Source organism: Burkholderia sp. KJ006 (assembly GCF_000262695.1).
In the GTDB taxonomy this organism is placed as follows: Bacteria; Pseudomonadota; Gammaproteobacteria; order Burkholderiales; family Burkholderiaceae; genus Burkholderia; species Burkholderia vietnamiensis.
This window is the reverse complement of sequence record NC_017921.1, coordinates 1547053-1561814: the sequence shown is the minus strand read 5'-3', so window position 1 is coordinate 1561814 and position 14762 is coordinate 1547053. Positions and strand designations below refer to the sequence as shown.

At 69.1% G+C, this 14762-nt stretch carries 13 protein-coding genes and 1 pseudogene; 7 read left to right on the top strand and 7 right to left on the bottom strand.

Translation table 11 applies throughout. The annotated features are described in order from the left end of the window. The first annotated feature begins 20 nt into the window (after nt 1–20). Both MYA_RS20960 and MYA_RS20955 read left to right on the top strand, forming a co-directional pair. A complete protein-coding gene (locus tag MYA_RS20960) occupies nt 21–980 on the top strand; it encodes an MBL fold metallo-hydrolase (protein ID WP_014724946.1) in 960 nt (319 codons plus the stop codon). A gap of 157 nt (nt 981–1137) precedes the next feature. Continuing rightward, nucleotides 1138–2511, top strand: coding sequence for an MFS transporter (locus MYA_RS20955; RefSeq protein ID WP_014724945.1), 1374 nt, complete (start codon nt 1138–1140; stop codon nt 2509–2511). A 22-nt stretch (nt 2512–2533) separates the two neighbouring features. Here the strand turns inward: MYA_RS20955 and MYA_RS20950 are convergent, their stop codons facing one another. Beyond that, the gene (locus MYA_RS20950; RefSeq protein WP_014724944.1) at nt 2534–3334 is read right to left on the bottom strand and encodes an SDR family NAD(P)-dependent oxidoreductase; all 801 of its coding nucleotides are present in this window, start codon (nt 3332–3334) and stop codon (nt 2534–2536) included. 160 nt (nt 3335–3494) lie between these two features. Between MYA_RS20950 and MYA_RS20945 the strand changes: the two genes are divergently transcribed. Beyond that, entirely contained in the window at nt 3495–4457 is a 963-nt protein-coding gene (locus tag MYA_RS20945) for a GlxA family transcriptional regulator (protein ID WP_014724943.1), read from the top strand. A 74-nt stretch (nt 4458–4531) separates the two neighbouring features. Continuing rightward, nucleotides 4532–5680 (top strand): epoxide hydrolase family protein, encoded by a 1149-nt coding sequence (locus tag MYA_RS20940; protein WP_014724942.1) that lies wholly within the window; start codon nt 4532–4534, stop codon nt 5678–5680. A gap of 87 nt (nt 5681–5767) precedes the next feature. Here MYA_RS20940 and MYA_RS20935 read toward each other — a convergent pair whose 3' ends face one another. Then, nucleotides 5768–6259 (bottom strand): 2,4'-dihydroxyacetophenone dioxygenase family protein, encoded by a 492-nt coding sequence (locus tag MYA_RS20935; protein WP_014724941.1) that lies wholly within the window; start codon nt 6257–6259, stop codon nt 5768–5770. Between the two features lie 178 nt (nt 6260–6437). Continuing rightward, complete coding sequence (locus MYA_RS20930) at nt 6438–7406, bottom strand: LysR family transcriptional regulator (protein WP_011882146.1); 969 nt, start codon at nt 7404–7406, stop codon at nt 6438–6440. Nucleotides 7407–7511: 105 nt separating this feature from the next. On the opposite strand from MYA_RS20930, the gene MYA_RS20925 reads away from it, so the two are divergent. Then, nucleotides 7512–8870, top strand: a complete 1359-nt coding sequence (locus tag MYA_RS20925) for an aspartate aminotransferase family protein (RefSeq protein ID WP_011882147.1) — start codon at nt 7512–7514, stop codon at nt 8868–8870. Nucleotides 8871–8944: 74 nt separating this feature from the next. Beyond that, nucleotides 8945–10462, top strand: a complete 1518-nt coding sequence (locus tag MYA_RS20920) for a CoA-acylating methylmalonate-semialdehyde dehydrogenase (RefSeq protein ID WP_034193517.1) — start codon at nt 8945–8947, stop codon at nt 10460–10462. A gap of 135 nt (nt 10463–10597) precedes the next feature. Here the strand turns inward: MYA_RS20920 and MYA_RS20915 are convergent, their stop codons facing one another. The 3 genes and pseudogenes from MYA_RS20915 to MYA_RS20905 form a co-directional block, all read right to left on the bottom strand. Further along, nucleotides 10598–10972 (bottom strand): COG4315 family predicted lipoprotein, encoded by a 375-nt coding sequence (locus MYA_RS20915; protein ID WP_014724939.1) that lies wholly within the window; start codon nt 10970–10972, stop codon nt 10598–10600. A 634-nt stretch (nt 10973–11606) separates the two neighbouring features. Beyond that, entirely contained in the window at nt 11607–12533 is a 927-nt protein-coding gene (locus MYA_RS20910) for an AEC family transporter (RefSeq protein WP_014724938.1), read from the bottom strand. A gap of 143 nt (nt 12534–12676) precedes the next feature. Beyond that, nucleotides 12677–13551, bottom strand: a pseudogene (locus MYA_RS20905) (LysR substrate-binding domain-containing protein). 240 nt (nt 13552–13791) lie between these two features. Here MYA_RS20905 and MYA_RS20900 point away from each other — a divergent pair. Beyond that, nucleotides 13792–14169: a nuclear transport factor 2 family protein gene (locus MYA_RS20900; RefSeq protein ID WP_014724937.1), complete on the top strand. Its 378-nt coding sequence runs from the start codon at nt 13792–13794 to the stop codon at nt 14167–14169. Nucleotides 14170–14383: 214 nt separating this feature from the next. On the opposite strand, the gene MYA_RS20895 is transcribed toward MYA_RS20900, so the two are convergent. After that, nucleotides 14384–14596: a hypothetical protein gene (locus MYA_RS20895; protein WP_011882153.1), complete on the bottom strand. Its 213-nt coding sequence runs from the start codon at nt 14594–14596 to the stop codon at nt 14384–14386. Nucleotides 14597–14762 lie beyond the last annotated feature (166 nt).

Below are 14762 nucleotides of genomic sequence, written 5' to 3'. Positions count from 1 at the left end.
TCGCAGCCACGGAACGCAACATGGCCAAAGCATTCGCCTCCCAAGCCGATCTCGAAGAGAAGAAGATCACCTGGACGCAGCTGTCCGAGAACGCGTACGCATACACCGCCGAAGGCGACCCGAACTCGGGCGTGATCGTCGGCGACGACAGCGTGCTGATCGTCGACACGACCGCGACGCCCGCGATGGCGCAAGACCTGATCGCGAAGATCCGCAGCGTGACCGACAAGCCGATCAAGCACGTCGTGCTGTCGCATTACCACGCGGTGCGCGTGCTCGGCGCGTCCGCATATTTCGCCGAAGGCGCGCAGCACGTGATCGCGAGCCGCGGCACCTACGAGATGATCGTCGAGCGCGGCGAAGCGGACATGAAGTCGGAGATCGAGCGCTTCCCGCGGCTGTTCGCGGGCGTCGAGACGGTGCCCGGCCTGACCTGGCCGACACTCGTGTTCGAGCGCGAGATCACGCTGTTCCTCGGCAAGCTCGAAGTGAAGATCATGCACGTCGGCTCGGGCCATACGAAGGGCGACACGATCGTCTGGCTGCCGTCGCAGAAGGTGCTGTTCTCCGGCGATCTGGTCGAATACGACGCCGCGTGCTATTGCGGCGACGCGCAGCTCGAACAGTGGCCGGCCACGCTCGAGGCATTGCGCGCGCTCGGCGCGGACAAGCTCGTGCCGGGTCGCGGCCCCGCGCTGCTGAACCCGGCCGACGTGAACAAGGGCCTCGACTACACGAAGGACTTCGTGACGACGCTGCTCGAGCAGGGCCGCAAGGCCGTCGAGCGCAAGCTCGACCTGAAGGCGTCGATGGCGCTCACGCGCGAAGCGATGGATCCGAAGTTCGGCCACGTGTTCATCTACGAGCACTGCCTGCCGTTCGACGTGTCGCGCGCGTTCGACGAGGCGAGCGGCATCACGCATCCGCGCATCTGGACCGCGCAGCGCGACAAGGAAATGTGGGTCGCGCTGCAGGACTGAGGGCGGCACGGCGGCGCGGCGTCCGCGCGGACGTCCGGTCGTCGTTCTGACGGCGCGCATCGGCGCGCCGCGTTCCGATCTCACAAGAAAGCAGGGCGCACGCACGCCCTCGGAGACTGCCGCGCGCTCGCATCGCGCGGCCCGTTTGGAGACAGACATGCCCCAACCGCTTCCCGCCGAAGCGACGCTCGCGCACGCGAGCGCCTCGGCTTCCGCTTCCGCTCCCGCCTTCGAATCCGCCGGCGCGCCCGCAGCGGGCGATGCGCTGCTGTTCCGCAAGATCGCGTGGCGCATCGTGCCGTTCCTGTTCCTCTGCTACGTCGTGTCGTTCCTCGACCGCATCAACATCGGCTTCGCGCAGCTGCAGATGAAGCACGACCTCGGCTTCAGCGACGCGATGTACGGGCTCGGCGCCGCGGTGTTCTACGTCGGCTACGTGTTCTGCGAGGTGCCGAGCAACCTGCTGCTCGCACGCTTCGGCGCGCGCCGCACCTTCATGCGCATCATGCTGCTGTGGGGGCTCGCGTCGACCGGCATGATGTTCGTGTCGCAGCCGTCGCATTTCTATGTGCTGCGCTTCCTGCTCGGCGTGTTCGAGGCCGGCTTCTTCCCCGGCATCGTGCTGTATCTGACCTACTGGTTCCCGTCGAACCGGCGCGCGGCGGCGATCTCCGTGTTCTTTGCCGGCGTCGCGGTCGCCGGCGTGCTCGGCGGCCTGCTGTCGGGCTGGATCATGCGCGACATGAGCGGCGTGCTCGGGCTGCACGGCTGGCAGTGGATGTTCGCGATCGAGGGCGCGCCGGCGATCGTGCTCGCCTGCTTCGCGTTCACGTATCTGGTCGATCGCCCGCAGGACGCCGCGTGGCTCACGCCCGACGAAAAGGCGCGCGTCGCGGCCGTCTGCGGCGATGCCCGCGCGCACGGCGCGCACGACCGGCGCAGCGTGGCGGCCGCGCTCGCGAATCCGCGCGTCTACCTGTTCGCGTTCGTCTACTTCTCGCTCACCTGCGCGTCGCTCACGCTCAACTTCTGGATGCCGCTGATGATTCGCGACTTCGGCGTGACCGACGTCGTGGCCGTGAGCCTCTACACGGTCGTGCCGAACGCCGTCGGCGCCGTCGGACTGATCCTGATCGCGCGCCGCTCGGACCGCACCGGCGAGCGCCGCCGGCACTTCGCGTGCTGCACGCTCGGCGGCGCGCTTGCGCTCGCGGCGCTCACGCTGCATCTGCACAGCTTTGCGGCGATGCTCGCATGCCTGTCGATCGCGGCGACGCTGATCTTCGCCGCGCTGCCGATCTTCTGGGCGGTGCCGACCCGCTACCTGTCGGGCAACGCGGCGGCGGCCGGGATCGCGCTGATCAGCAGCATCGGGATCACGAGCGGCATCGTCAGCCCGTGGGTGATCGGGATCATCCGCACCCGCACCGGCAGCATGGATCTCGCCGTGTACCTGCTGGCCGCGCTGCTCGCGCTGAGCGGCGTCGCGCTGCTGGTGGGGGTGAAGGGCGACGCGGGGCGGCGGGGGTGATTTAGGGGCGAGCGCCGCCGCGCTACCGCGCAACCACATAACGCGCCGCCGGCGCGTTCGCCGACAGATGCGGCGCCATCGTGCGACGCGCGGCGTCGTACGCTTCCCATTCGTCGGCCGCATGCAGCGACGGGATCGTCACGAGCTCGCCGCGATCGAAGCCGACCAGCGCCGCGTCGACGAGCTCGGACGCCGACATCACGATCTCCTTCGGCAAGTGCTCGAGCGGCAGGCCGCCGGTCTGCCAGAATTCGGTCGCGGTCGCGCCGGGCAGCACGGCCTGCACCTGCACGCCGCGCTCCGCGAGTTCGTGATGCAGCGACTGGCTGAACGCGAGCACGAACGCCTTGGTGCCGCCGTACACGCCGTTGAGCGTTTCCGGCGACAACGCGACGATCGACGAGATGTTGATCACCGCGCCGCGCCCGCGTGCGACGAAGCCGGGCACGGCCGCATAGGTCAGCCGCGTGAGCGCGGTGACGTTCAGGTCGATCATCCGCGTCATCGCGTCGACGTCGCTGTCCAGCAGCGCCGCGTGCGTGCCGACGCCCGCGTTGTTGACGAGCAGCGTGATGCTCGCGTCCTCCTTCAGCTTCGCCACGACGGCGGCGAGCGACGCGCGATCGTTGAGGTCCGCGGCGACGATCTCGACGCTGCGCCGCGTGTCGTTCGTGATGCGCTCGGCGAGCGCGGCCAGCCGGTCGCGATTGCGTGCGACCAGGATCAGGTCGTAGCCGCGGCGCGCGAGGCGGTCTGCGTAGATTGCGCCGATGCCGGACGATGCGCCCGTGATGACGGCCGTACCGCGATGTGCTTCAGTCATGATGTCGCTCCGTGTTGGGGAAAAGGGTGACTGCATGGCTGCATTCTGGCGTCGAATCGCCGCGACACAAATGACGTAGATGGGTATGATTTCGGACATCGGGCCGGTCAATCGCGATCGCGACGCCCGCCCGCCCGCCCGCCCGCCTCCGGAGATATGCATGCACCGCATCGGCTTCCTGCTCAGCGACGGCTTCCAGATCATGGCGCTCGCCGCGCAATCGGTGTTCGAGTACGCGAACCTGACCGCGGGCGAGCCGTTCTACGCGATGGACAACTATTCGGTCGACGGCGGCGAGGTGCGCTCGTCGCTCGGGCTGCGGGTCGCTACGCGACCGTTGCGGGGCCGGCGCACCGACGTCGACACGTGGATCGTCGCGGGCGTCAACGATCCGTTGGCGTCGCCCGCGCCGGCCGCGGTCGTCGCGTTCCTGCGCCGTGCCAACCCGCGCGCGCGGCGGATCGCCGGCATCTGCACGGGCGCGTTCGTGCTCGCCGAGGCCGGGCTGCTCGCACAGCGCCGCGCGACCACGCACTGGGCGTTCGGCCGCGACATGCAGAAGCGTTTTCCGGACGTTCGGGTCGAGGAGGACCGCATCTACATCGTCGACGGGCCGGTGTGGACGTCGGCCGGGATGACCGCGGGCCTCGATCTCGCGCTCGCGATGGTGGAGAAGGATCTGGGCGCAGAGGCCGCGCGCTCGGTCGCGCACAAGCTCGTGATGCAGCAGCGCCGCGCGGGCGGGCAGTCGCAGCATTCCGAAATGCTCGATCTCGCGCCGAAGTCGGACCGGATCCAGAACGCGCTCAACTATGCGCGGCAGAACCTCGGCCGTGCGCTGACCGTCGAGGCGCTGGCCGACGCCGTGCACCTGAGCCCGCGGCAGTTCAGCCGCGTGTTCACGCTCGAAACCGGGCAGTCGCCGGCGAAGGCGATCGAGCGGCTGCGGCTCGAGGCCGCCCGGCTGATGATCGAGCAGAGCCGGCATTCGCTCGACGTGATCGCCAAGGAGAACGGTTTTCGCGACCGGCGGCATCTGCGCGATGCGTTCGTGCGCGGCTTCGGCGTGCCGCCGCAGGCGATCCGGCGCGACGCGCGCGCAGACGTGGGCGAAGCCGGCTGACGCGTCGCGGCGCCGTCTGCGCGCGTTATAAAAATCGCGCAGAATCGCGTCGATATCCTTCGCGAGGAGACACGATGCACGCCGTCCCGTTCAACATCGAGATTCCGGATCATGCGCTCGCCGACCTGCGCCGGCGCCTGCGCGACACGCGCGTGCCGCTGCTGACGCCTGCCGAGCCTTGGCAGCAGGGCGTCGACGGCGCGTGGCTGCGCGACCTGACCGCGTACTGGGCCGAACGATTCGACTGGCGCGCGGTCGAGCAGGCGCTGAACCGCTTGCCGCAGTTCGTCGCGGACGTCGGCGGGCAGCGCGTGCATTTCATCCATCGGCGCGGCGCGGGGCCGAACCCGTATCCGCTCGTGATCACGCACGGCTGGCCAGGGTCGGTGTTCGAATTCGACGCGCTGATCGAGCGCCTGTGCGACCCCGCCGCGTTCGGCGGCGACCCGCACGACGCGTTCGACGTCGTCGTGCCGTCGCTGCCCGGCTTCCTGTTCTCGCCGCCGCCGGCGGCGCCCGGCGTCGCGGCATTTCAGGTCGCCGACTGCTGGGCCGCATTGATGGCCGGCCTCGGCTATCGCCGCTTCGGCGCGCAGGGCGGCGATCTCGGCGCGGGCGTGTCGATCGCGCTCGGCGCGCGACATGCGGACGTGGTCGACGGCATCCACCTCAACTACCTGCCGGGCAGTTACGAGCCTGCGATCGACGCGGCCGCGCCGCTGACCGACGAACAACGGGCGTTCGTCAAGGAGCGCGCCGAATGGGCCGCGCTGGAAGGCGGCTATGCGCATGTGCACATGACGCGGCCGCAGACGCTCGCCGCCGCGCTCAACGACTCGCCGGCCGGGCTCGCCGCGTGGATCGCCGAGAAGTTTCGCGCGTGGAGCGATTGCGACGGCGACGTCGCGCGGCGGTTTTCGCACGACACGCTGCTGACCGGCATTTCGCTCTACTGGTTCAGCGCGTGCATCGGCTCGTCGATGCAGATGTATTGGGAGAACCGGCTGCAGCCGATGCGCTTCGCGGCCGGGCAGCGCGTGACGGTGCCGATCGCGTTCGCCCGCTTTCCGAAGGAGATCAGCCGGCCGCCGCGCAGCTGGGTCGAACGGGTGTTCGAGGTCGTGCAGTGGACCGACATGCCGAGCGGCGGCCATTTCGCGGCGATGGAAGAACCGGACCTGCTGGCCGACGATATTCGGCGGTTCTTTCGGCGTTTTCGATGATGGGCGGCGGGCGGGTGGCAGACGCGGACGAGCGGAGCCGTCCGCCGTCCGCACGGTCGGCCTCGCGGCGCGCCGCTGTTGCCCGTCTTAGCGGGTGACGAACGCCGTCGCGTCGTGCGGTGCGGTACGCGCGTGCTTGCGCTGGCGCAGCAGCGCGACGCGGCAATTCTCGCGGGCGGTCTCGCGGCCGTCGTCGTCGAGCAGCACGAGGTCGCCGCGCATCACGTTCAGCGTGATCACGTCGTCGCCGGGCGCGCCGAGCGTTTCCGGCGTATGGACCGACCCGGCCGGTTCGAGCACCGTCGAGCCGGCGTGCGCGATCCAGTCGTATTCGCGGTAGCGCCATGCGCCCTGCAGCGTGTGCACGAACACGTCGCCGTCGTGGCGATGACGCGGCAGCGTGCCGCCGGCCGGCATCTTCAGCAGGGCGGTGAGCGTGTCCTCAGCCGCGTTGATGTGCAGGTACTTGATCGCGAGCCCCGGCAGGTCGGCGCTCATCGGCAGCCACGGCAGCGCATCGCCGGGCAGGCAGGAAATCGGCGGCAGGTCGGTGGAGAGCGGGGCGGACGGCTGCGTCATGGCGTGAGGCGGAGCGGAAACGGGAAGTGCGCATTATCGCAGAGGCGGATCGGGCGGCCGATGGGGGGCGCGGCGGTCGGCGCCGGGCACGGGGGCAACCGCCGACCGCCAACGGCGGTTCCACACATGCGCCGACCTCCCGGCTACTTTGCCCGACGCGGCCGCCTCATTGCCCCGCCTACGCCCGCTCCCCCGATCCTTCGCCCGCATGCCCCGCCGCATGCGCGGCCTCGAGGCACGACTGGAACAGCAAAGCCGCCCGCGACGGCCGCGGCGAGCGCCGCAGCAGGCTCACGAAGCGGCAGCGGTAATTGAACCGATGCGGCGCGATCGGCTGCATCAGCCCCTTGTTTTCGAAGCTCTCCGCGTAATGGTCGGGCAGGAAGCCGAGATAGCGCCCGGACAGGATCAGCGTCGCGATCGATTCCTGGTCGGAGGCGGTCGCGCTGCGCGTGAGCTTCGCGCGATGGCTCAGCTCCATGTTCGGCGAGTGAAAGCCGAGCCCCGCGAACGCATGGTTGCGGATCGAGGTCCACGTGAGTTTGCCGTGCGGCGCGTCGTAGAGCGGATGCTGGCGGCCGCAGTACAGCAGCATCCGCTCGTCGAACAGTTCCGCATAGACGAGGCTGCCCGAATTGCGGTGCGCGGGAATGATCCCGACCTGATAGCTGCCGTCGATGATCCCGCGCTCGACCTCGTTGATCGACGCGACATGCAGGTTCAGCGCCACGTCCGGCGCCTCGTCCGCGAACTGGCGGATCGCGTCGCCGAGCCGGGCCTGCGGATTGGTGGCCGTCTTGTCGAATACGGCGATGTGCAGTTCTCCGCCCATCTTGTCGTGAATGCCGTCGATCCTGCTGCGAAACGCCTCCATCGACGCCAGCAGTCGCAGCGTCTCCTCGTAGACGGTCTGCCCCTCGGCGGTCAGCGTGAAACCGGCGCGGCCGCGCCGGCACAGCACCAGGCCGAGGCGCGTTTCCAGATCCTTCACGTGCCGGCTGATGGTCGAGATGCCGATATTCAGCTCGAGTTCCGCGGCCGCCATCCCGCCGCACTGGACCACGCCCTTGAACACCCGCAGCAGCCGCAGGTCCATGTCGCTGAGCTGCCCGAGCAGCGCGCGGCTCTTCGGTTTCTTTGCTTGCATAGTTGCGCAAGTGAACATTGATATTGCGATATTCAAAAGACTAATCGGCGTCCCGACAATGCGCAACATCATTACCCGTACGAGGGGCGCACCGCGCCGACCCACATGACCGACACGATCTCCGCCAGCCAGCACGAAGACACGAACCTCCGCACCGACGCCGCATGGCTCGACGCGCACTGGATGCCGTTCACCGCGAACCGTCAGTTCAAGTCCGACCCGCGGATGATCGTGTCCGCCAAGGACGCCTATTACACGGACGCCGAAGGCCGCAAGATCTTCGACGGCCTGTCGGGCCTGTGGTGCACGGGCCTCGGTCACGGCCGCACGGAAATCACCGAAGCGGTGAGCCGCCAGATCGCGCAGCTCGACTACGCGCCGGCGTTCCAGTTCGGCCACCCGAAGTCGTTCGAGCTCGCGAACAAGATCAAGGAGCTGACGCCGGCCGGCCTCGACTACGTGTTCTTCACGGGCTCGGGCTCGGAGGCGGCCGACACGTCGCTGAAAATGGCCCGTGCCTACTGGCGCGCGAAGGGCAAGGGCACGAAGACGCGCCTGATCGGCCGCGAGAAGGGCTATCACGGCGTGAACTTCGGCGGCATCTCGGTCGGCGGGATCGGCGCGAACCGCAAGCTGTTCGGCCAGGGCATCGACGCCGATTTCCTGCCGCACACGCAGCTCGCCGAAAACAAGTTCTCGCGCGGGATGCCGGATAACGGCGCCGACCTCGCCGACCGTCTGCTCGACCTGATCACGCTGCACGACGCGTCGAACATCGCGGCCGTGATCGTCGAGCCGTTCTCCGGTTCGGCAGGCGTGGTCATCCCGCCGAAGGGCTATCTGAAGCGCCTGCGCGACATCTGCACCGCGCACGACATCCTGCTGATTTTCGACGAGGTCATCACGGGCTTCGGCCGCTCCGGCGCGATGACGGGCGCCGATGCGTTCGGCGTGACGCCCGACATCATGAACTTCGCGAAGCAGGTGACCAACGGCACGCAGCCGCTCGGCGGCGTGATCGCGACGAAGGAGATCTACGACACGTTCATGGCGGCCGGCGGCCCCGATTACATGCTCGAGTTCCCGCACGGCTACACCTATTCGGCGCACCCGGTCGCGTGTGCGGCCGGCGTGGCGGCGCTCGACCTGCTCGTGAAGGAAGACGCGGTCGCGCGCGTGCGCGATCTCGCGCCGCATTTCGAGGCGGCCGTGCACGGGCTGAAGGGGCAGCGCCATATCGCCGACATCCGCAACTACGGGCTCGCGGCCGGCCTGACGATCGCGGCGCTGCCGGGCGAGCCGGCACGGCGTCCGTACGAGATCGCGATGCGTTGCTGGGCGAAGGGTTTCTACGTGCGCTACGGCGGCGACACGATCCAGCTCGCGCCGCCGTTCATCGCCGAGAAGCGCGAGATCGACAACCTCGTCAACGCGCTGTCCGACGCGCTGAACGAAGTCGACTGAGCGAGCGCCGCGTCATCGCGACCACCGCGGTCACCGACGTGACCGCGACCAACGAATCGACGAAAGAGCCATCCATGAAACACGACAGCAATGTGACTTCCACCCTCGGCCATCTGATCGACGGCAAGCGCGTCGACGGCGGCAGCCGCGTGCAGCCGGTGTTCGACCCGGCCACCGGCGAATCGCACAAGAGCGTCGCGCTTGCCGACCAGCTGACCGTCGACGCCGCGATCGCGTCCGCGCAGGCCGCGTTCCCGGCGTGGCGCAACACGCCGCCGCTGAAGCGCGCGCGCGTGATGAGCCGCTTCAAGACGCTGCTCGAAGAGCATGCGGACGAACTGTGCGCGCTGATCACGGCCGAGCACGGCAAGGTGCTCGCCGATGCGATGGGCGAGCTGCAGCGCGGCATCGAGAACGTCGAATATGCGAGCTACGTGCCCGAGCTGCTGAAGGGCGAGCACAGCAAGAACGTCGGCCCCGCGATCGACTCGTGGAGCGAGTTCCAGGCGCTCGGCGTGGTCGCCGGCATCACGCCGTTCAACTTCCCGGTGATGGTGCCGCTGTGGATGTGGCCGATGGCCGTCGCGTGCGGCAACACGTTCGTGCTGAAGCCGTCGGAGCGCACGCCTTCGTCGACGCTGCGCATGGCCGAGCTCGCGCTCGAGGCCGGCCTGCCGCCCGGCGTGCTGAACGTCGTGAACGGCGACAAGGAGGCGGTCGACACGATCCTCACCGACGCGCGCGTGAAGGCGGTGAGCTTCGTCGGCTCGACGCCGATCGCCGAGTACATCTACTCGACCGGCTGCGCGAACGGCAAGCGCGTGCAGGCGCTGGGCGGTGCGAAGAACTTCGCGGTCGTGATGCCCGACGCCGACATCGACAACGCGGTGAACGCGCTGATGGGCGCCGCCTACGGTTCGTGCGGCGAGCGCTGCATGGCGATTCCGCTCGTCGTCGCGATCGGCGATGAAACGGGCGACCGCATCGTCGCCGGGCTCAAGGCCGAGATCGAAAAAATGAAGGTCGGCCCCGGCAACGGCGCGGGCGTCGACATGGGGCCGCTCGTCACGAAGCAGCACTTCGACAAGGTCACGGGCTTCGTCGACGCGGGCGTGGCCGCCGGCGCGACGCTGGTGGTCGACGGCCGCGGCGTGAAAGTGGACGGCCACGACGGCGGCTACTACCTCGGCCCGTGCCTGTTCGACCACGTGAAGCCGGGCATGCCGATCTATCAGCACGAGATCTTCGGGCCGGTGCTCGGCGTGATCCGGCTGAACTCGCTCGACGAAGCGATGGCGCTGATCGACGCGCACGAATACGGCAACGGCACGTGCCTGTTCACGCGCGACGGCGAGGCCGCGCGCTATTTCAGCGACAACATCCAGATCGGCATGGTCGGCATCAACGTGCCGCTGCCGGTGCCGGTCGCGTACCACTCGTTCGGCGGCTGGAAGCGCTCGCTGTTCGGCGATCTGCACGCTTACGGCCCGGACGCGGTGCGGTTCTACACGAAGCGCAAGACGATCACGCAGCGCTGGCCGTCGGCCGGCGTGCGGGAAGGGACGGTGTTCAGCTTCCCGTCGAACCGCTGACGCGTTCGCGGCTGCCGCGCCCGGTGCGCGGCGCCGCGTGTGCGAAGCAACGCAGGCCCGCGCCGAGCAACGATCGGCGCGGGCTTTTTCATGCGTGCGGCCCGTGTGGGCGCGGCGAACGCGCGCGAACGGCGCCTACGGCGCGACCACGTGCCATGCGTTCTTGAAGTTGTCGCCGTTGCGGTCGCCCTGTTTCATGTCCTTCGAGAAGAAATACAGCGGCTTGCCCTTGTATGCCCATTGCGGGCTGCCATCGTCGCGCTTGACGATCGTATAGGGGCCGACCGGCACATCGGTCGCGCTGGCCTTGTACGGCGGCCAGAGCGCTTCGCACTGACCGCTGCACGCGCTGGTGCCCGCGTTCGGTTTGTCCTTGTCGAACGCGTAGACGGTCATGCCGTTCGCGGCGACGAGCGCGCCGTTTTCGATTTTGGTGATCGAGCCTTGAGCCGACGCCGAAACGGACGCCATGGCGAGCAGGGCGGAACTGACGAGCAGCACGGCTTTCATGGATACCTCCTGATGGTCCGGTGGGCGGCACAATCGCGCACACGGCCGGGCGTGCGCGCAATTGCGGGGCGTGGCGCCGGAACGCGGCGCCGGCGCCGCCGGTGCGGGCGTCGGACGGTCGGACGGTCGTGCGCGACGCATGCACCGACACGCTCCATTCACCATAGGCGGTTTTCGGCGCGGCTGCGAGAAGAAGCGGGCGCGCATCGGCGCCGCTGGGGGTATGCAGGCGCGCGTGCGGCTGCATCGGTGGGGCGGGCGGCGATTGGCGATTGGCGGAAGCGGTGCGAGCGTTCGCGGTCGGAAGCGTTGGCGCGCGCCGACGTCGGGCGCACGCGCGAACGCGCGGCGGCTGACGCGGCGATGTGCGACAGACGACGCAGCCCGTAGCACCGCAGGCGCCCGCGGCTCCGTAGCGCCTCGATACCGCAGCACCGCATACGGCAGCATCGCGGCACGGCGGCACGGCTGCACGGCTGCACGGCTGCACGGCGACACGGCGACACGGCGACACGGCGACACGGCGACACGGCGACACGGCGAATCGGCGAAACGGCGAAACGGCGAAACGGCGAAACGGCGAAACGGCGAAACGGCGACAACCCGTCGCCCTCCACCCGCCGACCTTTCAGCGCTACATCGGCAGCGCGCCGAACGCGGCCAGCACGACCGGCATCGCGAATGCGGCCGCAATCGTCTGGAACGCGGTGATGCCTGCCATCAGCGGTGCATCGCCGCCGAGCTGGCGCGCCATGATGTACGACGAGGACGACGTCGGCAGCGCCTGGAACAGCAGCGCGATCGTCAGCGCGGCATCGCCGAGCCCGAACAGGCGGCCGGCCGCGAGCGTCGCAAGCGGCATCGCCATGAACTTGAACGCAGACGCGATACACATCGGCTGCATCCAGCCGCGCGCCGCGTCGAACCGCAGCGCAGCGCCCACGCACAGCAGGCCGAGCGGCATCGACGCGGCGCCGAGCGCGCGCACGGCCGGCTCGATCGCTGGCGGAAACGCGATCCCGCCCGCCTGCATCGCGATCCCGAGCGCGCAGCCGACGACCAGCGGATTCGACACGATCCGGTGCACGAGCGCCCATGCGCCGAGTCGCGTCGCGCCGAAGCGCGCGAACACCAGCACGCACATCAGGTTGACGGTCGGCACGATGGCGGCGACGCATACGGCCGCGAGCGCGATCCCGCGCGCGCCGAACAGCCCGGCGGCGAGCGCCGTGCCGACATAGTTGTTGAAGCGCACCGCGCCCTGGAACACCGACGTGAAGCCCGCGCCGTCGACCTGCACGAACCGGCGAACCAGCAGCACGAGCGCCGCGACGACCGCGGTCGACCCGACCAGCGCCGCGGCGAGCGGCACGACCGGCAGGGCTTGCAGCCGCGCATTCGCGAGGCAGTGCGCGAACAGCGCGGGCAGCAGCACGTAATAGCAGAGCCGCTCGGCTTGCGGCCAGAACGCGTCGCCGATGAAGCCCGTGCGCCGCAGCCCGTGGCCGAATGCGACGAGCAGCGCGACCGGCGCGAGCGCGAGCAGGACGGGGCCGATCATCGGCGCGCCTTCAGGCAGGCGGCGAAGCACGGCGACGCGGGAATCCAGCGGGCAGGCGACATGACGGCGGGCGATCGAAAGAGTGACGATGCCGCCAAGTTAGCACGCCGATCCAGCAGCAATAATGGTTAATTATCGGGCGTTCAATGAGAAATTCTCATCGCTGACGCGGTGACTTCGGCCGCCAGCGCACGCGCGAAGCGCTCGGCCGGGCGCGATTGATGTTCGAGCAGCACGACCTCGCGGCCCATCTGCGGCTCGCCGAACGGCAGGCGCGTGACGGGCGGCAGCCGCGCGAGCGTCGCGTCGGGCAGCGCGACGATCGCCGCGCCGAGGCCGCGCGCGACCATCCGTGCGATCGTCTCCGCGCTGTCGAGCACCATTTGCTCGCGCACGCGCACGCCGATGCGGCGCAGCTCGGCGGCGATCATTCGGCCGGCCCAAGCCTGCGCGTCGAAGCGGATGAACGGCAGCGCGTCGAGCAGCGTGCGCGCGTCGCGTGCGGCGGCGCGAGCAGCCAGAAGCGGTCTTCGTACAAGGTGGTCCACGTGAGCGCGGGCGGGTGCGGGCGCACCGGGCGCGTCGTGATCGCCGCGTCGAGCTCGCCGGCGGCGACGCGGTTCGCGAGTTCGGCCGACATGCCGGCCGACACGTGCACGTGCAGCGACGGATCCGCGGCGCGCAGCGCCAGCAGCGCATCGGGCAGCGGGCCCGACAGCGCGGTCTGGATCGCGCCGATGCGCAGCCGGCCGACGAGCTTCTTCTCGTCGCTGAGCGCATCGGGAATCCGGTCGACCAGCGCGAGCACCTGTTCGGCCTGCGCGAGCAGAATGTTGCCGGCTTCGGTCAGCACCGGCTGACGGCGCGACCGGTCGAACAGCCTGACGTTGTATTCGCTTTCGAGCGCCTTGATCTGCAGGCTCACCGCCGATTGCGTAAGGCCGATCGCTTCGCCGGCGCGTGCGAAGGTCCGGTATCGGGCGATCGCGACCAGCGTTCTGAATGCGCGTAGTGACATGGATTCGGTGACGTAGACGGCCCGCGCCGGCACGCGGATTGCTCAGGATGCCGGTCGCGTGCGGCGACAACCGCTGCGCGTTCAGCCGGCACGCTGGCCCACATCATGCCCGCGCGCCCGCGACCCGGCAATCGCGGCGGCGCGGGCCTGCGGCCTTGCTGCCGCATGATGTCTGCCCGATGCTTTCGGGGCGACGCACGGCCGTTGCGTTCGCCCCGGCTTTCTTCGGAGGTAACGACGATGCCCGACGACCCCGGTGAGGTTGCACGCGCGAGCTACCGCGCGTACGTCGACAAGGACCGCGACGCGATCGAAGCGCTGATTGCGCCGGATTTCCATTTCACCAGCCCGCTCGACAACCGGCTCGACCGCGACGCGTATCTGGCCCGTTGCTGGCCGAACAGCGCGCTGCTCGCCGGTTTCCGGTTCGTCGACGTCGCCGTGCACGGCGAGTACGTGTTCGTCGTCTATGAAGCCGACACGACGAGCGGCAAGCGCTTCCGGAACGCGGAGCGATTACGCGTGTGCGACGGCCGGATCGTGGAGGCTGAAGTGTATTTCGGCTGGTACGTGCCGCATCCTGCGCCCGACGGCGGGTTCATCGCGTCGGCAGGGTGACGGTGTGGCGGGACGGCTGCTGGATGCGGTGCGCGAGGTGAGGCGGGGCGACGTGGCGCCCAGGGCGGCGGGCCTGAAACGACCACGCCGCTTCAATCGAAGCGGCGTGACGGGCAATGCGGTTGCAGCGATCGGCCGGCTCGTCGGGCCCGCGCGCAGGCAATGCGGACGATGCGCGCGCGGCGGGCCGGGCCATGACGACGCGGCGTCATGCTCAGCTGCCGAAGTAGACGTTGCAGAAGCTGACGGGGCCCACGCAGGCGTTCGGATCTTCCTGCTTCGATTGCGTACGATCGACACGGCCTGCGGCCTCGACGGTTTCGGCGCGGTTCGCCGGTTGCTGTGCACCGTCGGCCGGGGCGGGCTGGGCGTGCGCGACGGCAGCGGTGAGCGACAGGGCAACGACGGCGAGATACAGCGGCTTCATTTGGGGCTCTCCTGGGTCAGTACCGGCGTCGCCGGCAGTGACCAAACTATAGGCTCGCGGTGCCTAAAGATTAATCACTGCGGGTGTAGAGCTTATTTCCAATCGCAACAAGGGTGAGGTTGCGTGTGCATCGATCGCCGTCGCAGCCGACACGGTTTCCGCCGCC